11 protein-coding genes and 1 pseudogene are annotated in these 24,050 nt (G+C 40.8%); 9 read left to right on the top strand and 3 right to left on the bottom strand.

The features are described from left to right. Positions 1–45: 45 nt before the first annotated feature. A complete protein-coding gene (locus RS893_RS22015) occupies positions 46–1,245 on the bottom strand; it encodes an ABC exporter membrane fusion protein (protein ID WP_315787836.1) in 1,200 nt (399 codons plus the stop codon). An 849-nt stretch (positions 1,246–2,094) separates the two neighbouring features. Here RS893_RS22015 and RS893_RS22010 point away from each other — a divergent pair. The 9 genes and pseudogenes from RS893_RS22010 (at position 2,095) to RS893_RS21970 (ending at position 22,614) form a co-directional block, all read left to right on the top strand. After that, a complete protein-coding gene (locus RS893_RS22010) occupies positions 2,095–3,444 on the top strand; it encodes a ParB/RepB/Spo0J family partition protein (RefSeq protein WP_315787835.1) in 1,350 nt (449 codons plus the stop codon). 1,009 nt (positions 3,445–4,453) lie between these two features. Further along, positions 4,454–4,732 (top strand): hypothetical protein, encoded by a 279-nt coding sequence (locus tag RS893_RS22005; protein WP_315792071.1) that lies wholly within the window; start codon positions 4,454–4,456, stop codon positions 4,730–4,732. 277 nt (positions 4,733–5,009) lie between these two features. Next, a pseudogene (locus RS893_RS22000) lies at positions 5,010–10,511 on the top strand (beta-ketoacyl synthase N-terminal-like domain-containing protein). Positions 10,512–10,683: 172 nt separating this feature from the next. Continuing rightward, entirely contained in the window at positions 10,684–11,178 is a 495-nt protein-coding gene (locus RS893_RS21995; RefSeq protein WP_315787834.1) for a hypothetical protein, read from the top strand. A gap of 163 nt (positions 11,179–11,341) precedes the next feature. After that, positions 11,342–13,081, top strand: a complete 1,740-nt coding sequence (locus RS893_RS21990) for an SDR family NAD(P)-dependent oxidoreductase (protein ID WP_315787833.1) — start codon at positions 11,342–11,344, stop codon at positions 13,079–13,081. A gap of 95 nt (positions 13,082–13,176) precedes the next feature. Further along, positions 13,177–17,778 carry a PfaB family protein gene (locus RS893_RS21985; RefSeq protein WP_315787832.1) on the top strand — a complete coding sequence of 1,534 codons (4,602 nt, stop codon included), beginning with the start codon at positions 13,177–13,179 and terminating at the stop codon, positions 17,776–17,778. Between the two features lie 214 nt (positions 17,779–17,992). Next, on the top strand, positions 17,993–19,654 hold the full coding sequence (locus tag RS893_RS21980) for a PfaD family polyunsaturated fatty acid/polyketide biosynthesis protein (RefSeq protein WP_315787831.1): 1,662 nt from the start codon (positions 17,993–17,995) through the stop codon (positions 19,652–19,654). Positions 19,655–19,659: 5 nt separating this feature from the next. Further along, entirely contained in the window at positions 19,660–21,165 is a 1,506-nt protein-coding gene (locus RS893_RS21975) for a thioester reductase domain-containing protein (protein WP_315792070.1), read from the top strand. A 444-nt stretch (positions 21,166–21,609) separates the two neighbouring features. Beyond that, entirely contained in the window at positions 21,610–22,614 is a 1,005-nt protein-coding gene (locus tag RS893_RS21970) for an NAD-dependent epimerase/dehydratase family protein (RefSeq protein WP_315787830.1), read from the top strand. A 150-nt stretch (positions 22,615–22,764) separates the two neighbouring features. Here RS893_RS21970 and RS893_RS21965 read toward each other — a convergent pair whose 3' ends face one another. Continuing rightward, complete coding sequence (locus RS893_RS21965; protein ID WP_315787829.1) at positions 22,765–23,169, bottom strand: hypothetical protein; 405 nt, start codon at positions 23,167–23,169, stop codon at positions 22,765–22,767. 156 nt (positions 23,170–23,325) lie between these two features. Further along, positions 23,326–23,955: an HPF/RaiA family ribosome-associated protein gene (locus tag RS893_RS21960; RefSeq protein WP_315787828.1), complete on the bottom strand. Its 630-nt coding sequence runs from the start codon at positions 23,953–23,955 to the stop codon at positions 23,326–23,328. Positions 23,956–24,050: the final 95 nt, after the last annotated feature.

The following is a 24,050-nucleotide window of genomic DNA, read 5'->3' as shown; positions in this document are numbered from 1 at the left end:
TTGACTACTTTGTTTTGTGGGTGATTTTTTAACTGCTGGGAGTAGCTAAATTTTAATGGCCACATCTACCTGTAAGTTAGTTAAACCAGAGACTAGTTGACTATCTGCTGGATTATCAATACGAATTTTTACTTGCACGACTCTGCGGTCTGTATCTGCGCCTGGATTAATACTTAAGATATTTTGTCTGTCAACAAGTAAACCGATTTCGCTAACGGTTCCTTGCAATTTTTTACCAGGGAAGGCGGTGCTGGTAATGGTCGCTTTTTGACCTATACGTACTTTCTGAATATCTGTTTGGTAAACTTCTGCGATCGCGCACATTTGAGAAGTTTTGCCTATCTCTACAATACCGCTAGTGGCGACTACTTCTCCTGATTTGGCGTGAGTTTTCAAAACTTTACCACTTACAGGAGATTTTACGTAAGTTAGTTCATGTTGGGCTTGTGCTTGTTTCACAGCAGACATTGCACTCTTGAGTTCGGCTTCTGCTAATCGTACGTCTGTGGGACGTACCTCTTTTATACTTCCTAGTCTGGCTTTAGACTCTGTGAGTTGTTCTTGGAGAGTATCAACAGTGCGGGTTAGGGCTGCTTTACCTTCAGCTAGTTGTTGTTGCAATGTTTTGAGTTGTAAAGCTTTGCTCTCTGCTGTAGACGCGGAAATAGCACCTTCTCTATATAGTTGTTGATAGCGATTATTTTCGGTTTCAGCATTTTGTACTTGGGCTTGGAGACTAGCGATCGCTGCTTGCTGAGTGTTGACTTCTCCTTGTAATTGCCATTCTACTTGAGCGATCGCTGCTTTTTGGGCATCTATATCACCTGTTTTGGCCCCAGCTTTGACCTGTGCTAGTTTAGCTTGAGCAACCGTCACACTATCTAAAGCCTGTTGTACAGCTACAAGGGTACGTGTATATCCTTCCAGCAATGCTATTACTTGGCCTGCTTTTACTTGGTCTCCTTCTTTCACTAACAGTTTTTCTACTCGTACACCAGTTAATGAACTCGGAGCAGACAATTGAGTGATTTCACCATCAGGTACTATCCGCCCTAAAGCAGTCACAGCAACTCTTGCAGGCGCAGCCTTAGCAGGCTTTTGTGGTTCTGTTGGAACCTGAGAGCGAAGCAAGAACAAACTGAAGAAAGACACTAAGCCAGTCGCAAAAGCAATAGAAACCGCCAAAAAAATTCCCCACCTAGTTACAGGTTTTGCGAAGAACAAGTTTTTCTTGTCTGCTGTCATATTTTTGTTGGTTGATAGTTAATAGTTGATGGTTGTTAGTAGTTAGTAGAGACGCGAGGAACATCGCGTCTGTACATTAGTAGTTACTAGTTAGTAGTTAGTAGGTAGTTCTTTAACACTAACTATTAACCACTATCCATTAACAATGAGTGTGAAAAATAGCAGTTATTAGTTATTGATAACTGTTCACTGATAACTGTTCACTGAATTAATTCAGAAACCCAACGATATAAGAATAATGTTTTGGTATAAATGTAATTGTTCGCACAATCAACAGCAGCTTTACACCAAAATTTTCTCAATTTTACTCTTGGTAGAAAACAGGTAAAGTAACCCCTGAACAATATAAAACTAAACTAAAAAACTTTAAGTCCAAACAGAAACTGGAAATAAAACGAAGCGGCAATGGTATGGGCATCAAAAAACTTGCCTCCCAATATGGCAAAAAAGTTTGATTTTGTCAAGCTAGTAATTGGGGATTGAGAATCGGGAAAGGGGACAGGGGAGACAAGGACGACAAGGAGGACGAGGGGGACTACTATATTATTCTCCCCACACTTCCCACACTCCCCACGCCTAATTATCAATTTTCTTTATCAACTAAAAGTTCCTATGGGGAACTTTTTTCGGATTATTGGCTTCAATAAGGTCGTAAAAAGAAAAATATAGCCCCCCAATTTATCTGTGGAATCAATCCAAAATCTAAAATCCAAAATCGAATGTCCATGAATCATAAGACATCCTCATCAGAGTTCTTACAAAATTCATGTTTGTGATCACACTGATGAAATAAGATCGGGTTTATCGTCTTGCGGGTATTCTCACTGACGACTTAGAAAAACAGCAATTATGCCTAAAATACCTATAGCAAAAATCAAAATTGGTGTGAATCGTCGTCCATTAAATGGCGAAAAAGTTAAGGATTTAAAAGAATCGATTCAGGCAAATGGGCTTTTAAACCCTATCACGGTAGATCAAAATCATAACCTGATTGCTGGGCTGCACCGTTTGACGGCGTGCCAAATGCTGGGTTTAGAAGAAATTGAGTGCAATGTTGTTAATTATGAAGATGCTGAGCAATCTCGTCTAGCGGAAATAGACGAAAATTTGATTCGCAATGAGCTAGAACCTTTAGAACGTAATGAGTTGTGGTTAGAACGGGAACAGATTCTCCAACGTATGGGACTGAGGGCGAAACCAGGAGATAATCAATATACCCTCAAAGGTAGTGCAACCATTTCACCACCAGCCAAAACTACTCGGGACATCGCCAAACAAACAGGTTTCTCTGAACGTACTTTGCAGCAAGGCTTACAAATCGCCAAGGCGATTCATTCGGAAGTAAAACAGCTAATTAAAGAAACACCATTGGCTAAAAGTACTACAGCACAGCTAGAAATAGCCAGAACTGCTACTGCTGAACGTACCTTAGCAGAACAAGCGGAAGAAGCTGCACAATTAGCCAAAGCCAAGGGAGAAGAACAAGAAGCCGAACGACAAGCCCAGTTAGCAGCGCAATCACGAGCCAAGCAAAAGGAGTTACAATTATTAGCCTTCAAAAGTGCGATCGCTCAAAAACAAGCAAAGTCAGCTGTGAAAAAAGCTGCCAATCGGTTAGAACAGACAGATAACAAAGCAACCATTATTCTCAAAGAAGCACAAGTAAAAGTTGGTGATGAATTAATACTGGGTAGACATTTAGTTTATTGTGGCGATACCAGTAGTCAAGGTTTTAGACAACTATTACCCTCAAATGCAGCTTTAGCGATCGCTACTCTAGCACCTACTTGGAACCATGATTACTTGGTCGATGAAGCAAGAATTGTGGCGGTGATACGTTCCCAAGATAACATTTATGAGTTTTGCAGTAAAACTCGGATGCCATATCAGTATGAATTAATAATTAGTAACATGTATATTGGCATCTTTTCTCATCAATCAATATCAAAGCCACAAACACCAATTCATATTGAAGGTATAGAGGGAGTAATCAATTACCTCATCAATCTTTATACAAGTCACAAAGATCAATTTGTCATTGCTCCATTTATGGGAAATGGTGAAATTCTAAATGCTTGTGAAAGGATGGGGCGTATCTGTTTTATCGCAGATCAAAACCCAGAATTAGTCAGTCGCGAAATCATCCGTTGGGAAAAGTGGACTGGGAAAAAAGCCAGTAGAGGTGGGGGAGTAGGGTGATGGGAACTCACCTAGGCCCCTGGTGGGGATTAGGGGCAGTGGGGAGGTGGAGGTGGGGAGGTGGGGGGTGGTGGTGGGGTGGTGTGAGGAGTAGTAAAGCAATAACTACTAACCACTAATACCATTTCACAAATTTATTGATACAAATCTTCTCCCTTGTCTTGTCCTCCTTGTCTCCCTTTTGTTTCTTCTTGGTCGCCAAATGTATCAGACTTATAGTGAAACGGTATAACCACTAACCATTAACAACCAACAATTAACCAATCTCAATAATGTAAATAAATATTGACTTAAATAACCTCTTAATATATCTAGTTGATTTTTATTAAAAAAACAGCATCATTTCTAGCTGAATTATCAGCTTGTCATGAAAAATATACTGATGTTCATCTACTACAAAAATTTATTAATAACATTGTTAATTTAATTCCTAAACCAATAGTTATTGAGTAAATTTATCTCTACCCCATAGCAGTTTTTACTTTCCACCTTTATTCAATAGTAAGAAATGCTACTTTTTGAGAATTTTCAAGTTTAGATGAGATTTTTTTAAAAATTGCCTTCTACGAACAATCCAGTTCATGCTGCTTATGCTAATCTTGGTATTAATTGTCATTCTTTCAGGCATAAAAGCTTATTAGTGAGTTAATAATTAATTAATTGAGAGTAAATAACTAATCACTAAAAAGCTCGAATGTCATCATTAATGATTCAGTAAGTGGACATAATTAAACGTAAAATGCCAACTATTGAAATCAAATCAGCAAGCAGCTTTTTTCTTCTGCCTTATGCCTCTTTGAAGCTTTGAGTAGAGGTTTCCGCCACACGTTTATGGGAAGTCTCTCGCGCGTCTACAACCTTCTTTTTACCTTCTGTTTTCTACTTAGTTCAATTATTTGTACAAGTGGCTTATGAATTCAGATGAAAAGAGGTGTTTTTTTGTAACGAATTTGTCAAATAATCTTTGACAAAATTCATAGAATATATTATCTTGGAAGTCGAAACTGCTATGGCATTTATCAAGATTCAGAACGTTATTATTAACACCAACTATATTGCCGCAGTTAAGCTAGATAATCAAACTGGCTCAGAATTAAAAAGCGTTTCTGTCCTCTTAGTTACTCCTAAGTTTCCACTGTTCCAGTGTGAGAGCATCTCGCCTAATCTCCATAATTACGAATGGATAGAGTTCACCGGTCAGGCTGCTAACGCACTACAAGACTACTTTACTAGTTACAACAACGTCATCGACTTATTACCACAATCTCAGGAGTCGAGCGTTGTGTAATATTTTGGCTCTAATTGCAACAGACACAAGCAAAATTATTTTCATCTAGTTAACCAATTTGAGATTTTAGATTTGTGATTGTAGAATTGATATTCCAAAAAATATGAATCCAAAATCCAAAATCCAAAATCCAAAATTCTCAGGGTGACATTTGATATTGGGTGCTGATGTCAATACAAGTATTTAGCTTTTTTGCATAGGATAACTGCTGCATTAATTCGCTACAGAAATTGTAGCAGTTCTATCATCCACATTACCAAAAATTAATCTATCTTCTATGTCTGCTCATTCAATTGAGATTGCCTTAGCGCAATTGGAAGAACAGATAAACAATTGTGAAAAGGCAGTGACGAGGTTTCTTGAGGTCAAAAAAAGGATGTCGGATAAATCTATGGGAATCGAAAAAATAAACAGAAAATTGCAGCATAATCCTATTGCTATTATTGGTATGGCTTCTTTATTTCCCCAAGCTAGAAACTTGCGGGAATATTGGCAAAATATAGTTAATAAACTCGACTGTATAACCGACATTCCACCCACACACTGGAGTGTGGAAGATTACTACGACCCCAACCCCAGAACACCAGAAGATAAAACCTATTGTAAAAGAGGTGGATTTCTCCCCCATGTTGATTTTAACCCAATGGATTTTGGCATTCCGCCAAATATCTTAGAAGTTACAGATGTTTCGCAACTATTGAGCTTGCTAGTTGCCAAACAAGCAATGGAAGATGCTGGCTACAGCGAAAGCCGGGAATTTAGTCGTGAGACTGTTGGCGTCATTTTAGGATCAGCAGCCCTAAAATTAGGAATTCCCCTTTCTGCCCGTCTACAATATCCAATTTGGGAGAAAGCCCTCAAAAGTAGTGGCTTATCTGATGAAGATACCCAAAAAATCATTGAGAAAATCAAAAGTGCTTACGTCAAGTGGGATGAAAACGCTTTCCCCGGAATGTTAGCGAACGTCATTTCCGGACGTATTGCCAACCGTTTGAATTTAGGCGGGATAAATTGTACAGTTGACGCTGCTTGTGCTAGTTCCTTCGCAGCCCTGAAAATGGCAATTAGCGAGTTAGTTGAGCATCGTTGTGACATGATGCTGACTGGCGGCGTTGATACTGATAACTCAATCACAGCTTATATCAGTTTTAGTAAAACCCCGGCGGTAACTCCTAGCGGCGTTGTTAGACCCTTCGATACCCAATCCGATGGCATGATGTTGGGTGAAGGTATTGGTATGGTTGTCCTCAAACGTTTAGAAGATGCAGTCCGAGACAACGATAAAATTTATGCAGTTATTAAGGGTATCGGTACATCCAGCGATGGACGTTATAAAAGTATTTACGCCCCTCGCCAGGAAGGACAGGTACAAGCATTGCGCCGCGCCTACGAAGATGCAGGCTTTACGCCAGAAACTGTCTCCCTGATTGAAGCCCACGGTACAGGGACTATGGCGGGCGATCCGACCGAATTCGGATCTTTACGAGAATTTTTCACAGAAAACAACTCTAAAAGACATCACATCGCCCTTGGTACAGTCAAATCCCAAATTGGACATACAAAAGCGGCTGCTGGTGCAGCAAGTTTGATTAAAACTGCTTTGGCACTTCATCATAAGATCCTACCAGCGACAATAAACGTTACTGAACCCAACCCCAAACTTAACATCAAGAATTCCCCCTTCTATTTGAACACGGAAACAAGACCTTGGATTCGCTCACAAGGGGAAGCGCCAAGACGGGCGGGTGTCAGTTCCTTTGGCTTTGGTGGTACAAACTACCATGTTGTTCTGGAAGAATACGAAGGCGAACACAACCAAGCTTATCGCTTGCACACTGCGCCTAGTGAAGTAGTCCTGTTTGCTCAAACTCCGGAGGAGTTATTAAGCAGTTGTCAGGAAACTTTAGCTCAATTGCAGTCTGAGGTGGGTAATAAGAATTATGTAGAATTGGTCGAAGCTTGCAAAACCAAAGAAATTCCCCAAGGTGCTGCGAGAGTTGGTTTTGTCGCCCAGAATAGTGCTGAAGCTTGCAAGTTACTGCAAATTAGTATCGACTTGCTGAAAAACAAACCAACAGCCACATCCTGGGAACATCCCCAAGGTGTTTACTACCGTGCTTCTGGTATGGAATTAACCGGAAAAGTAGTAGCTTTATTTTCCGGGCAGGGTTCGCAATACTTGAATATGGGTCGGGAATTAGTCATGAATTTCCCAGAAATGCGGAATCTGTATGGCTATATGGATAGCTTATTATGCAAAGATAACTTGCAGCCACTATCTGAGATAGTTTTTCCCCATCCCGTATTTGAAGAGACAGAAAAGAATGCCCAAGTTGCGGCATTACAACGGACACAATATGCTCAACCTGCAATTGGGATGTTGAGTGCAGGGATGTATAAAATTCTGCAACAATCTGGATTTAAGGCAGATTTCGTTGCTGGACACAGTTTTGGTGAACTGACAGCATTGTGGGCGGCGGGAGTGTTGAGTGATGCAGATTACTGTTTCCTTGTGAAAGCACGGGGACAAGCAATGGCAGCACCCCAAGATCCCAATTATGATATAGGAGCGATGCTGGCGGTCAAAGAAGACCTGAGTAAGGTAGAAGCTGTAATCAGGAATTATCCCCAGGTAGCGATCGCTAACTTTAATTCACCCCGCCAAGTCGTATTAGCAGGCCCCACCAATGCCATTACCCAAGTGCGGGATGCATTACACAAACAAGGATATGCAGCCGTTTCCCTACCAGTATCCGCAGCATTCCATACACCGTTAATTGCCTTTGCTCAAAAATCCTTTGCGATCGCCATTAAAAACGTTAACTTCCAAATACCCCAAATCCCTGTTTACACCAACGTCACAGGTAAGGAATATCCCAAAGAACCAGCATTAATCCAAAAAACCCTCGAAACCCACCTTTCTAACTCTGTACTATTCAAGCAGGAAATTGAAAACATCTACGCGGCTGGTGGTTACTGCTTCGTGGAATTTGGCCCCAGAAACATTCTCACCAACCTCATCAAAGACATATTAGGCGATCGCCCCCATATGGCGATCGCACTCAACCCCAGCGCCCAAAAGAACAGCGATCGTTCTGTGCGCGAAGCCGCCGTACAACTGCGGGTTGCGGGTATGTCTCTAAAAAACCTCGACCCCTACCAACTGCCACCAGTAATTACCGAAGCGCCGAAAAACAAAGGTTTGAACGTGAAATTATGCGGTAGTAACTACGTATCAGACAAAACGAAAATGGCATTTGAGCAAGCTTTGCAGAATGGGCAAACAGTGAAATTGCAACCCAGTGAAACAACCATAACTGTACATTCTACTCCTGTTCCCACTGGTGCGAGCGCATTGCCACAAACTAATAGTAATAACGGTACTAACGGACACAGCAAACAACTCCACTTGGTAGAAAACACAGTTGGGAAGGGTCAAGGGGAAGAAATAAAAAGCAACGGTAACGGTAATTCCCAATCCTCCATCCCCACCCCTCACACCCCTCCCACTCTCCCCACCTCCCAATCCCCAATGCTGCCAGAAATCCCAGACAAACTTGTAAATTACCAAAGAGTTTTAGAAAGTTTAGAATACGTCCTGACACAATTTCAACAAAATCAAAGCGAGAATTTACAAGTTCATTCCCACTATCTCAGTCATCAGGTGGAATATGCCAAAACCTTTTTCCAACTGATGCAGCAGCAAAATTCCCTGCTTGCTAATGGCAAACATTCAGCAGATGCAGTCAAGCTGAAACCAAGCATCATCGAAAGCTTAGACCGTAGCATGATGCAGTTTCACGCCCAACAAGGTGAAACCCTGCGCATTCATGAGCAATATCTCAAAGATCAGGTAAAATACACCAAAAACTTCTTCCAACTCGTCCAGCAAGAATACTCCCAACTCATCAACGAGAGTGGAACTTCTCAACCAGTAATTTCTACAAATGGGAAAATAGGGACACCAGAAGAAGTCAAAATCATCAAAGAAGTCAAAGAAGTCACACAAATAACACAAGTCAAACCAGTCAAAGAAACAACACAAGAAAACACTTCTATATCTTCCCCCACTCCCACACTCCTCACACTCCCCATCTCCCCACCTCCCCATCTCCCCACACTCCCCCACCTCCCCATCTCCCCACCTCCCCACCTCCCAATCCCCAACCTCTGCGACACCGACTGTCAGCACACCACCAGCAACACCAGCACCAACCATTGATCTATCTGATTTAGATCAAACTCTGCTAGCCATTACCAGTGAAAAAACTGGTTATCCCATCGAGATGCTAGAACTTGACATGGACATGGAAGCAGACTTGGGAATTGACTCGATCAAACGAGTAGAAATCATGGGTGCGTTGCAAGAAAAATACCCCGACTTACCCAAGCCAAGTAATGTAGAAGAACTGGCCGAACTACGTACCATCGGTCAAATCGTCCAGTATCTACAATCGTTAGTTTTTACCCCCGCGTTAGTAGAGGACAAGGGAGATAAGGGGACATGGAGGACAAGGAAGACAAGGAAGACAAGGGAGATAACATAGAAAGTATTTTTACCTCCCTACCCCTCACACTCCCCCACCTCTCACACTCCCCACACTCCCCCACCTCCCTATCCCCCACCCCCGACCTCTCCTCTGGTGTACCTGAATTCAGCAACGACTCCACCGCAGTTAGCGAAAGTGTCGCAGTCGCCGCCGAACCAATCATCAGCGTTACCGAAACAGCAACTCCCGCAGCAGAAGTTGACTTAAGTAACTTAGCTGAAACCCTGTTAGCTATTACTAGCGAAAAAACAGGTTATCCTGTCGAGATGTTAGAACTCGACATGGACATGGAAGCAGACTTGGGGATTGACTCAATCAAACGGGTAGAAATCATGGGGGCGTTACAAGAAAAATACCCCGACCTACCGAAACCGAGTAATGTAGAAGAATTAGCAGAACTACGCACCATCGGTCAAATTGTTGAGTACCTCCAGAAACTAGCTGGGGCTGAAAAAAAAAAGCAGCAGCATGAATCTGTTAACCAGCTAGACGAGTCAGTACCTAACGTCCAACGTCGTCCAGCCAAGCTGCAAATTCTGCCTCCACCCGACTTTTGGGAATTCCCCATACCAGAGGGACACATCGCTTTAATCACCGACGATGGTTCCCTCACTACTACCAAAGTTGCAGAATTACTGAGTCAACGGGGATGGAAAGTAGTAGTTTTAAACTTACCTGCATCCCTAGTTCCCGAAAAATCGCCCTTACCAGCAGGTGTGAATCGCGTTACCTTACAAGATGCAACCGAGGAACATCTACAACAACAACTAGCAGCGATCGCTACTCATTACGGTAACGTTGGCGCATTTATTCACATTCACCCCGTTTTTCAGGCTAGCGATAACAGTAAGATTGCTTATTTTCCAGAAGAAAAAGCGATTATTAAGCAAGTCTTCTTCATAGCGAAACACCTGAAAAAATCTCTCAATGCAGCAGCCAATCACGGACGCAGTTGTTTCTGTACCGTAGCACGTTTAGATGGGGCTTTTGGAGTAGAACACAAAGTTAACTTTGGGGCGATTGGTGCAGGTTTATTTGGATTAACCAAAACCATGATTTGGGAATGGCCAAATGTATATTGTCGGGCAATAGACCTGAGTCCTGATTTTAACGCCGAAACATCAGCACAGCACATCGTTGCTGAACTTCACGACCCCAATCGTTATCTTACCGAAGTAGCTTATGGTTCCCAGGGAAGAGTAACTTTGGTTAGCGTACCCGACAGATAAGACACGGGGTGTGAGGGGTATGAGAGGTATGAGGAGTATGAGGGGTGTGAGGGGTATGAGAATTACAAGGATAAAATATTTCTTTTACTCCTCACACTTTCCCCACCACTCCTCACACTCCCCCACTCCCCCTACTCCTCACACTCCCCCCACTCCCACTCCGACTGAAGATATGTCCAAGCATCAAACAATTACCTATCTTGGCCGTGTTCTTGACCAAAAAAAACAAGCCCCAATCAGTAGGGCTAAAGTGTTATTAACATATGCAGGTAATTCAGTGATTACCTACACAGATTTAGAAGGAATATATCGATTAAAAATTAACTTTAATAACAGTAATTCTTTGGAGGCACAATTATCTATTCAAGCCAATAGTTATAAAAATTATAACTCTTTCATAAAATTGTCACCAAATCAAAAAGACCTTGGTGATATTAGGCTGGTTGATATTAATTCTCATTTGAGTTCATCTTCTAATCTTAAATCAAATTCTAATTCTCATTCTAGTTCAAAGTTAAGTTCACAATTCCAAGAGAACAGTTTTGTTCCTTTACCAATAATCATAGCGATCATGATGGTGATGTTTTTAATGATGGCGATCGCTTTTAAACCTTCACCTCAAAAAATTCCAGTTAATAGGCGTAGTACGGTTAGTCATATCTATTAGCATTTAAGGTTTTGATGTTATGCGAACACCGATGCACACTCATGGAACACAGATGTTTTATTAGTATTAATAGTTTTGTGATTGGAGAGTATTTCAGAAATAATTTTCATAATTAATTGTAATAATTCATAATTTTTAGTTAATCTCTGCGGAAGGATAAGTTATGATTACAGCAACTCAAATTCGCCCTACATCAGTTTTTCTTGTTAGTGGTGGTGCTAAGGGAATAACAGCTAAGTGTGTAATTAAATTAGCACAACAGCATCCTTGTAAATTTATTTTGCTAGGACGTTCGGAACTTTTAGAAACAGAACCGGATTTTGCTCAAAATTGTTTTGATGAAGCAACATTAAAAAAACGCATCATGGAATATCTTCTTTCAAAGGGAGAGAAGCCTACGCCCATGAGCGTACAAAAGATTTATAATCAGTTGACATCAAGTAGAGAAATTAAAGAAACATTAGCAGCAATTCAGCAAGCAGGTGGACAAACTGAATATATTAGCGTAGATGTCACTGATACTTCAGCTTTGAATCAAAAAATAACTGCGACTGTTGAACACATGGGTGAAATTACAGGCATAATTCACGGTGCTGGTAATTTAGCCGATAAATTAATTGAAAAGAAAACAGAACAGGATTTTGAAAAAGTTTATACAGCCAAAGTTCAAGGGTTAGAAAATATTTTATTTTGTGTCAAACCTAGCCAGATAGAACATTTGGTTTTGTTTTCTTCCGTAACTGGTTTTTACGGTAATATCGGACAATCTGATTACGCGATCGCTAACGAGATTCTCAACAAATCAGCCCACTTATTCAAACAAAAATATCCTCAATCTCACGTTGTTGCAATTAACTGGGGAGGTTGGGATAGTGGGATGGTGACAGCAGAATTGAAAAAAGAATTTGCGCGTCGGGGAATCGATATTATTCCAGTAGAAGCAGGGACACAAATGTTAGTTAGAGAACTGCATCCTGCTCATCACAATACCACACAACTTGTGATCGGCAGCCCCATGCCCACACCTGCTGCGCCTCTAGATTCTGAACTTCGTACCTATCGCATCCGTCGTAAACTGACACTTGCAGCCAATCCCTTTTTACAGGATCATGTCATCGCTGGAAATCCGGTTTTACCAGCAACCTGTGCAGTGTCATGGATGTCCGATGTTTGTGAAAAATTATATCCAGGATACAAAGCATTCAGTAGCACAGATTTCCGCATCTTCAAAGGAATTACCTTTAACGAAACCTTAGCTGATGAATACATTCTCGACTTACAAGAAACATCCAAAAATCTCGATCATCACGAAATAAACTTCCTATGTAAAATCTGGAGTAAAACACCAGAAAGTAAAACCATATATCACTTCAGTACCCAAGTGAAACTCCTGCGTGATATTCCTCCCGCCCCCATCTACGAAAAACTGAACTTGACTGAAGATAACATCATCACCACCACAGGTAAAGACTTTTATCAAGCAGGAGAATCAGCATTATTTCATGGCCCAGCTTTTCAACAACTCAAAAGAGTCATCAATATTACTCCTGAAAAAATCACCGTCGAATGTTTTTGGCAAGAAATCGACAAAACCAAACAAGGTCAATTTCCAGCCTATTGGATAAATGGATTCACAACCGATCTGAGTACCCATCCCTTATGGATTTGGCTACATCATTATCATCAAGAAATTTGCTTACCAGGACAACAAGAAAAATACGAACAATTTGCCAAAACACCCTATAACCAACCCTTCTACGTCTCCTGTGAAGTTAAAAGTAAAACCCAAACAGGTGTAGTTGCTGATTTCTTCGTACATGATAAACAAGGGAAAATTTACTCACAACTTCTCGGAGGAAAAGGAATTATTTTCCCAGCCAAATTAATGCACCCAAAATCCTAAATACCAATTAAATATTCACCTATAAAAACTCTGCTACCTGGTGCGCTAACTCTGCGTACCTCTGCGTTTAAAGCATTAAGACCTAGGAGTTCCCCGTGGAAAAAATCGCCATTATTGGATTCTCATGCTTATTTCCTAACGCCAAAAATCCCGAAGAATTTTGGCAAAATCTTATCCAAAAAAAAGACTCCACATCATCAATAACCTCCCAAGAACTCGGAGTCAATCCCCAAATCTTTTACGAACCAAGTAAAGGAAAACCAGATAAAATCTACTCCCTCAAAGGCGGATTCATCCGCGATTTTCAATTTGATCCTACAGGCTACAAACTACCAGCAGAATTACTAGAAAAACTAGATAATACCTTTAAATGGTCACTGCATGTTGCCAAACAAGCTTTGCAACATAGCGGTTACTTAAATCAAGAATCTATTCTTTCTCAATGCGGAGTCATATTAGGGACACTTTCTCTTCCTACCAAAGCATCTAATCAATTATTCGCACCTATTTATCAACAAGTCCTCACACCAGCACTCAGAAAATTATTACAGCAGCAAGACTTTAATTTAGCTACTTTAAATTCATCTGAACAAGCCTCATTCTACAATGCGATGATATCAGGCTTGCCAGCAGCAATCATCGCCCAAGCTTTCTCATTATCAAATATACATTTTTGTATTGATGCTGCCTGTTCATCGCCCCAATATTCTATCAAGTTGGCATCTCATTATTTGTGGACACACAAAGCTGATTTGATGTTAGCTGGTGGTATTAGCTGTGCAGATCCGCTATTTATTAGGATGTTGTTTTCTGGTATTCAAGGATATCCCGAAAATGATGATATCAGCCGTCCCCTAGACAAATTATCACGCGGGATGCTGACTGCGGAAGGTGCCGGGATGGTGGTACTGAAGAGATATAGTGATGCCATCAGAGATGGCGATCGCATTTATGCTACCATCACGGGCAATGGTCTTTCTAATGATGGCCGGGGTAAACACCTACTTAGCCCCAATTCTAAAGGACAAACCCTCGCGTTTGCACGCGCCTACGAAGAAGCACAGATTAATCCTAACAATATAGATTACATGGAATGCCATGCGACTGGCACGTTGTTAGGTGATACTACCGAACTCCAATCTATCGAAACCTTCTTCGGTAAATACCAAGCTACACCTTTACTCGGTTCTGTGAAATCTAACGTCGGTCACTTGCTCACAGCTGCTGGCAGCGTTAGCTTAATTAAAGTGCTGATGAGCATGTCTAATGGCGTGATTCCAGCCACAATCAATGTTACAGAACCGATAGGTGCAGACAACAGTGTTGTCTCACCGCAACGCATTGTTACTAGCGCCACCAATTGGCCGGGAAATCAACCTATCAAACGCGCTGCTATCAGTGCATTTGGTTTGGGCGGAACTAATGCCCACATGATTTTAGAACAAGGTAAGGGAACAGAACCAGTCGCACCAGAAGAAGCCTTACACCCGGTCAAACTCGCGATTGTCGGGATGGATGCCTTTTTTGGTGGCTGCGATGGTTTAGATGCTTTTGAACGCAGTATTTACGAAGGTAGACAACATTTTATTCCTCTACCCGCCCAGAGATGGTACGGGGTAGAAAAGGAACCAGAGTTACTGAAAAAATACGGTTTAGCTGACGGCAAACCACCATTAGGCGCATACATTACAGACTTTGAAATTGATACAGTTTCCAGTAAGATTCCACCGAATGAACTCGAAAAACTCAATCAACAACAATTATTATTATTGAAAGTTGCCGAACGTGCCTTAAAAGATGCAGGCATTAAAGAAGGTACAAATGTAGCAGTAATCATTGCCGCAGAAACGGAATTTTCTGCACATCATTTACAGCAAAGATGGAATTTAGATTGGCAAATTAAGGAAGGTTTAATTGCCGGAGAAATTTCTCTACCAACTGATAAAGCTGATCAATTAGAAACCATCGTTAAAGATGGTATTCACCATCCTGTTGAAAGCAGCGAATATGTGAGTTATATCGCCAATATTATGGCGAGTCGCATTTCTTCACTGTGGGATTTTACAGCACCTGTATTTACTATGACTGCGGGTGAAAATTCCACTTTCAAAGTTTTAGAAGTCGCCCAACATTTACTCACAACTGGAGAAGCAGATGCTGTACTTGTGGGTGCAATTGATTTAGCTGGCGGGATGGAAAATGTATTGTTGCGAAATCAAAGAACAGCAATTAATTCTGGTGCAAACACCCTCAGCTATGATCAAAAAGTCAATGGCTGGATGGTTGGAGAAGGTGCAGGTGCAGTAGTCTTAAAATTGCATGAAACTGCCAAAAAAGAACGCGATCGCATTTACGCTGCTGTTGATGCCATCAGTTTTGTCCAAGATCGTTTGGGTAACAATAATCCTAAAGCAGTTCACCAAGTTTGTCAGCAAGCTTTGTTAATGGCGGGTATCAAACCATCTGAAGTTAACTATCTCGAAGTTTACGGTAGTGGTAACAAACAAGAAGACGAAGCCGAAATCATAGGTTTGCTTCAGGCTTATCCAGGAAGTGACAATGACTTAAACTGTGCCATTGGCAGTGTTAAAGCTAATATCGGTCACACATACACTGCATCGGGAATTGCTAGTTTAATTAAAACAGCCTTGTGTCTTTATTACAGATATATTCCAGCTACACCAAATTGGTCAGGGATTGGGGATTGCGGACAAGGGAGACAAGGAGGAGTAAATTCTCCTCACACCCCCCACACCCCCTTCTACGTCGCCACTGAATCAAGACCTTGGTTTCTCGACAAACAAGCTACAAAAAGAATTGCTGCCATTAATAGCATGGGGATAGATGGCAGTTACGCCCACGTCATCTTATCAGAAGAACCAGAACAACAAGAACGCAGCAGCAGATTTCTACAGCAAACACCCTTTTATTTATTCCCGATCACTGGACGCGATCGCACTGATTTACTCACCCAACTTGATACCCTAGAAAACACCGTTAATAATGGTACTTCTCTAGCCAATGCTGCTAACCTAGCTTTTGCTAACTATAAACTCGATGCCAGTGCCAACTACATCTTAGTAATTCTGGCACACAACCAAAACGAACTCACCAGAGAAATCGCAGCCGCGAGAAAAGGCATAGACAACGCCTTTGCTAAACAAGATTGGCAAACACCATTAGGTAGTTACTTCACAGCCAAACCCCTCGGTAAACGCGGCGGAGTTGCTTACGTTTACCCAGCAGCAGTCAATTCTTATCTAGGTATTGCCCGTAATCTCTTCCGCCTATTCCCCAACATCCTCGACGACATCGCCATCAAAGAACTACAAAACCTCGTCGCTGATATCTCCCGCGTCGTCTTCCCCAGAAGCTTAAACAAACTTTCATCTCGCCAACTCGAAACCCTCGAACAGCAATTTCTCGATGATCCTTTAGCGATCTTCGACGTAGACATGCTGTTTACCAGATTCATCACCCAAATCATCCGTGACCAATTCCAAGTCAAACCCGAATTTGTCTTTGGTTACAGCTTGGGTGAAACCAGTATGATGTCTGCTATTGGTGTCTGGGATAACTTCACCCAAGGAATCCGCGCCCTTCACGCCTCCCCCCTATTCGCCGACAGATTATCTGGTGCAAAAAACGCCGTCCGTCAGTATTGGCAATTACCACCAACCCAAGACAATAACCTCTGGGCGAACTATGTTCTCATGACAACCCCATCCCAAGTCAGAGAATACCTCAAACATGAGAAGCGCGTCTTTTTAACCCAAATCAACACACCAGAAGAAGTCGTCATCGCTGGTCAACCAGCAGCTTGTGAAAGAATCATTCAAATATTAGGCTGTAACGCCTTCCGCGCCCCCTTCGATCACGTGATCCATTGCGAGGCGATGGGTTCCGAGTATAACGAAATTGCCAGAGTCAACACCTTACCCATCCAGAAAAACTTACCAGATGTCACCCTCTACTCTGCTGCTGAGTATGGTCCGGTGAGACTAGAGAGTGGGGCGATCGCTAACAGTATCGCCACAGGTTTATCGCAACAGCTAGATTTTCCTCGCCTAGTCAACCGAGTCTACGACGATGGGGCGAGAATCTTTATCGAAACAGGTGCAGGTAACATTTGTTCACGCTGGATAGATAAAATTCTTAGCAACAAAGAACACATCACCATATCCCTCAATCGCAGAGGTTTAGACGACCATAGCGGTATCATCAAAGCCCTAGCAAAACTCGTCAGCCATCAAATATCAGTTGACCTCTCGCCACTCTATACCCAGGTAACAGAAACTAATAAAAAATCCAAACTCACCCTCAAAAAAGTCACCTTGGGTGGACAAAGCATCACCGACAAAATCTTGACAGAAGAAAACAAACAACTCTTCCGCAACATCTCCACAACTACCAAAAAATCTCAACCCAGCAACCCCCCTGCGACTCAACCAGAAAAAATGCCAATACAAAATATCATGGATAACAGCTTAGAGCCAAAAGCAGAAGTACAATTTGTTGAGTCAACCCAACCTATTACTCTCCTTAATCAATCTCATTACCAACAACTTAACGCCAATAATTTCCAAGTTCATAAAACCCATGACGCTTTCTTACAATCTCGTCAAGAATTCAGCAAACAAATCAGCGAACTAATTCAACTACAACTCGCTTGCGCTGAAAATTTACTGAGTGAGTAAAGGTTGCTGGAAAATATTTTATTACCACCCAGATAGTGTTTGATCTAACGAACCACAAAGAACACAAAGTTCGCAAAGATTTTAGCAAGCAATTTTCTCGTAAATCACAACTAATCCCTTACTTGAAATTTTTTCTTTGTGTCCTTTGTGTCCTTTATAGTTCATTCCTAACCCCCTCTTTTCATTAGATATTTTAATTTGAGGAATCACTACGGTGAAAACAGTAGATGTGCTACTAGAGAACGGTCTTGAATTTTATGGTTCTCTCTGCAACTTTAATCAAGTATGGAAAGGTTCTTTAGATTGCGTAGCCTTTGAACCCGGCAAAATCAAAGAAAAACTCCTATCTTTAGATAAACTTTGTTATATTGTGAGAGTTGACGGCAAAATTGGCGTCACCAACGACGGTTATTTGTCTCCTCTTGATAATAGTAAAACAGGACAAATTGAACTTTTGATGGTGATTCCACCTATCAGGTTACAACAATTAGGAGATCCCAATTTTCTTACTTTTCATGGTGTGAAATATGCCTATACTACCGGTGCAATGGCTGGTGGTATCGCCTCAGAAGAAATGATCATTGCTTTAGGAAAAGAGGGAATTTTAGGTTCCTTTGGTGCAGGTGGTTTACTGCCAAATCGCTTGGAAATAGCTATTAACCGCATCCAATACGCCTTACCAAATGAACCTTATGCTTTCAATTTAATTCATAGTCCTAATGAACCTGCACTAGAACGTGGTGCTGTAGATTTATACCTCAAATATGGGGTAAGAACCATAGAAGCTTCAGCTTTTTTAGATATTACTTCCAACATAGTTTATTATCGTGCCGCAGGATTAGGTGTCAATTCAACTAATGAAATTGAAATAAAAAACAAAATCATTGCGAAAATTTCCCGCCGTGAAGTTGCAAGTAAATTTATGCAACCAGCACCGCAAAAAATCCTGCAAGAATTGGTTGCACAAGGATTAATTAGTGAATTACAAGCTAATTTAGCAACCAAAATTCCTCTTGCTGATGATATTACAGCAGAAGCAGATTCTGGTGGTCATACTGATAATCGTCCACTGGTTTGTTTGTTACCTTCAATTGTCGCTTTGCGGGATGAAATTCAAGCACAGTACAACTATGAAAAACCGATTCGAGTTGGAGTTGCAGGTGGAATTGCTACACCACAATCTGCACTAGCTGCTTTTATGATGGGTGCTGCATATGTGGTGACTGGTTCAATTAATCAATCATGTATTGAAGCCGGAAGTTGTCAGCATACTAAGCAATTGTTAGCACAAGCAGATATGGCTGATGTGATGATGGCCCCAGCCGCAGATATGTTTGAAATGGGGGTAAAACTGCAAGTCCTCAAACGCGGTACAATGTTTCCTCTCCGCGCTCAAAAATTATATGAAATTTACAGGAATTATAACTCAATTGATGAGATTCCGACTCAAGAAAGAGAGAAACTAGAAAAACAAGTTTTTCGTAAGCCACTTGCTCAAGTTTGGGAAGAAACAGCTTCTTATTTATCTCAAAAAAATCCAGAGAAATTGGGGAAAGCTGTGAATAATCCTAAATTGAAAATGGCGTTAATTTTTCGTTGGTATTTAGGGTTATCTTCTCGTTGGTCTCATGCTGGAGAAAAAGGTCGAGAAGTTGATTATCAAATTTGGTGTGGTCCAGCAATAGGTAGTTTTAATGACTGGGTACGAGGTTCCTATCTAGCAGATCCAAATCATCGTCGTGTCGTGGATGTTGCGAACCACATCATGATGGGAACTGCCTACTTATACCGAATTCAAAGTTTGAAAACTCAAGGGCTGCAAATTCCAAATTACTACAGTCAGTATACTCCTGTTAATTCTACATTGGAAGCCTAAATATGATGACAGCAAAAAAATCTTTAACAGCAGCAGAAATTCAAGCTTGGTTACTATCTAATCTTGCTGAAGTTATCAAAACAGAACCAAACCAAATTGATGTAGAACAACCATTGGATAGTTATGGTTTAGATTCTACTCAGGCGATGCTACTTGTTACCAAAGCCGAAAAAATGCTTGGATTTAAAGTAGCTCCGACACTATTATGGCATTATCCAACTATTGCTTCACTTTCTCAGCGTTTAGCTGAAGAATCACAAGAATTAGCAGCAGATTTAGAAGACACTGTAGCGGTTAAAAATACTACTCCTGTCTTAGATTTAAGTGCTGAAGCAGTTCTCGACTCAAATATTCGCCCTACATCTAGTTCTTTTGTGTTTACAACTGAACCAAAGAACGTATTTTTAACAGGTGGAACAGGATTTTTAGGAGCTTTTTTAATCTACGAACTCCTACAACAAACCAATGCCGATATTTATTGTTTAGTACGTGCTTCTCATCCAGAAGAAGGCAAGCAAAAACTTAAGAACAACTTGCAAAGTTATGGAGTTTGGAATGAAGTTTTTCGTCCCAGAATTATCCCAGTTATCGGTGATTTATCTCAACCACTATTAGGAATTAGCAAAGAAGCCTTTGAAATGCTAGCTGCTAATCTTGATAGTATTTATCACAGTGCGGCAACACTAAACTATGTATATCCTTATTCTGCACTCAAAACACCAAATGTTTTAGGCACACAAGAAGTATTGCGTTTGGCGTGTCTTTTGAAAATCAAGCCACTACATTATGTTTCCAGTGTCGCTGTATTTGAATCGCCATTTTATGCTGGCAAAGTTGTCAAAGAAGATGATAGCTTTGAGCATTGGCAAGGTATTTTTCTGGGTTACTCGCAAACAAAATGGGTAGCAGAAAAATTAGTTACAATTGCTCGCGATCGCGGACTCCCTGTAACTATCCACAGACCACCTTTAATTGCAGGAGATAGCAAAACAGGTGCTTGCAATACAGATGATTTTATCAACTTAGTCATTAAAGGTTGTATTCAGATGGGATACTTCCCAGATGTAGATTATCGGTTGGATGCATCACCCGTTGATTATGTCAGCAAAGCCATTGTTTATCTTTCTAAACAAAAAGAATCTCTAGGTAAAGCTTTTCATCTACAGCATCCCGTACCTGTTCCTTTATCTAATTTACTTGAGTGGATGCATTCTCTTGGTTTTGCTATTGAAGCAATTCCTTATCAAGAATGGCAAACTAAGTTAATTAATGATATCTCCTCAGCAGAAAATCCTTTATATACCCTACGACCTTTCTTATTAGAACGTTGGTCAGAAGAACAAATCACAATTCCCGATTTGTATCTACAAAGTAGAAGACCAATCATTAATTGTGAAGCAACCCTAAATGCACTGGCTGGTAGTGGTATTGTTTGCCCACCAATGGATACACAATTGTTTATGACCTATTCTACCTACTTACTTCAGAAGGGTTTTCTAAATGTAGCATAACAAATCTACAAATGCATACAGATAATCTATCTGTGTCTATCGGTGTTTATCTGTGTGCATCTGTGTTCGATTTAAAAACAATGATTTTGGTCATAGATTCAACTTAACTTATATCAGAGATAACTTAATGTTTTCAACCCGCTTCAACTGTTTTTTTATATTTAGCTAATTAGTAAAAATATGTTAATTAAAATACTAAACAAAATAAATAAAATGTTCTCATAAGCATATTTTCTAAAAATCTATTCAAGAGATACGCCACCTGACAGATTGCATTAATTTGAAGTATCTTTACCATGAGTAGGAGGACAAAATTTTTTACTTCTACTCCAACTTTGCGTATCTCATTCCCTCCAAAAAAATACTTAAAAAAAGACTTCTGGAATATTTGTTCATGAAATTAAGAACAAATACTCTCTTTTTTCACAAAGGATATCTGTATTTATGAACCTCACAAATAAAACCATCCTGATCACAGGAATAGGTGGATTTATTGGCTTGCGAACTACCGAACTCGCGATCGCACGAGGAATGCATGTTAGAGGAATAGAGAATGATCCCAATAACGCCAAAATCGCCCAGAGTCTAGGCGCAACAGTAATTGTTGGTAGCATTTGTGATCCGATTGTGGCACAGGAAGCTTGTCAAGGAGTAGACATTATTCTGCATACAGCCGCCCTTGTCAAAGAAGGAGGATCGCTCGAGGAGTTTCGTAATGTCAATGTTGGTGGTACTCTCAATATAGCGAGAGCAGCCATAAACGCTGGTGTTAAGACTTTTGTCCATCTCTCAAGCGTCATAGTATATGGCTTCACCTACCCCAATCAAGTTACAGAAGAAGGGCCACTCCGCAGCGAAAACAATCCATATTCTTTGACGAAAATAGAAAGTGAAGCAGAAATCTTGAAGCTGAACGCACCACCAGATTTTGGGGTGATCATTATCAGACCTACGGCTGTTTATGGGCCAAGAAGCAACCCCTGGGTTATCCGTCCCCTTTCACTAATGCGCCAAAAAAGATTTGTCATACCAGATGCTGGAGGGGGAGTTATGAATCATTTATATATAGATAATTTAATCGACGGAATCTTCCTTGCTATAGAAAAAGAGGCGTACGGAGATGCTTTCAATATTTCTGATGGACAGGAAACTTCTTGGAAAGAATACTACACACGTTTGGCTAAAGCTGGAAATGTACCCCCGCCATTGTCTCTACCAGCACCAATTGTCAAATCTCTAATTCGCTTAGAGTGGTTAAGAATGAGAATTTTGGGTAAACAACCTGTTATTTTTCCAGCAGCTGTAGATTTTTCCACCAGTCCTCATGCTTATTCCATCAAAAAAGCACAAACCCAGCTAGGATATGAACCGAAAATAACTCTAGAAGAAGGTATGGAATATATTCGAGAATGGCTAGCAAACACGGATAGCCAGACCTTAAATAACTAAAGGAACTCTAAGCCTTTGTGAGGTTGTGGTGAGAAATTCAGATCAAGGAGTTGTGAAATATCTCCTCCTTATCTTCTTTTTCTCTATTCCTTGATCTCTCAAATTTCTGCTTTTTCACAAATCAAATAGGATTACTCTATTCCATAATTATTAAATATCTCCACAATAATTTGTGCCAATAAGTTTAGCATTTTTATAAACTAAAACTTTACCGTAACCACTATCTTTTACTGCAACATACTGATAGATATTATTTCTAAAACTGTAAAGAGTTTCCCCATTCTGACCACGCCTAATTGTACCATTATTAATCGCAAGATCCGGACGTTTAAGATTAGTAGGAATGTTATATGCTTCATAACGCAGCGTACCATTGTTTGAACGTTTAACCTCAACAATGACATTCTTCGCGCTGCATGAAAATAATGTTGGTTGAGAAGCAGTAGCAGATGAGGATATCCCTAAGATTCCACTTAATAATGAAGCTGCTCCACAAACACTAGCTAATAATAGAGAAAAAGGCTTTTTCTGTTTTTGAGTAATACTGTTCATCATGGCTCTTGATGTTTGATTACTCTCATCTACAAATTAGGATTTTAGTTTTTCGGATGATTTGAACAAAAAATGTTTTTCAAACTCACTTTTACAGTGAACAGTAATTAATAACTGATAACTGTTCACTGATCACTGTTCACTGATTTATCAACGGTGTCACTCCTGCCACCCCAATGGCAGTTCAACAATCGTTTGTTCTGCCTTCCCAGCACCAACGCCGGGTTTGTCAACAATCTTCACCGTGCTGGCTTGGGGTCCTTCTTCACCGAGTTCCACAAAGCAATGCACACCCGTACCAATTTCTAAACGGTCAAAGTCATCATGAAGTACACTGTTACGGTGGAAGTAAACTTCCTGACCGTCCAAAGTTTTCATGAAGCCGTAACCCTGTTCTAGAAATAACTTGGTAACAAGTGCCGTTGTCTGTTGGGCGCTATCGTTGGTTTTGGATTTATCGCTTTCACGCTGTTGTCTGGCGAGTTCTCGCAACTGGCGAGTAGCTGCATGAAAAGCATCTCGAATTACTGACTCCAAAGGTGGATACTGGTTAACATTTGGTGGATTGCTTTCCGCCACAAGTTCATGACCGGGGGGTACCGTCATATCAATTCGCACTCGGTACGGCGAGCCAGAACGGGGGCGATCGTGAATTTTTTCAATTACGATGTGACAGCTACTGATGTAATCACAAACTTGTTCCAGTTTGGTTATTTTTTCATTAACTAGAGCATCAAGAGCATCTGTTTTATCTACGTTGCGATAAGTAATTTCTGGTGGAACCTTCATTTCTGTTTTTATGAATTACTGCGTAACAAAGTGGTTAGTAGTTCAGTGATCAATGTATCCACCTATCCTAGAAAGCTTAAAATTCTCTCACCTCT

Origin of the sequence: Fischerella sp. JS2 (genome assembly GCF_032393985.1) — a bacterium.
Lineage (GTDB): Bacteria > Cyanobacteriota > Cyanobacteriia > Cyanobacteriales > Nostocaceae > Fischerella.
The sequence above is the reverse complement of the archived record's forward strand: the minus strand, read 5'-3'. Positions and strand labels throughout refer to the sequence as shown.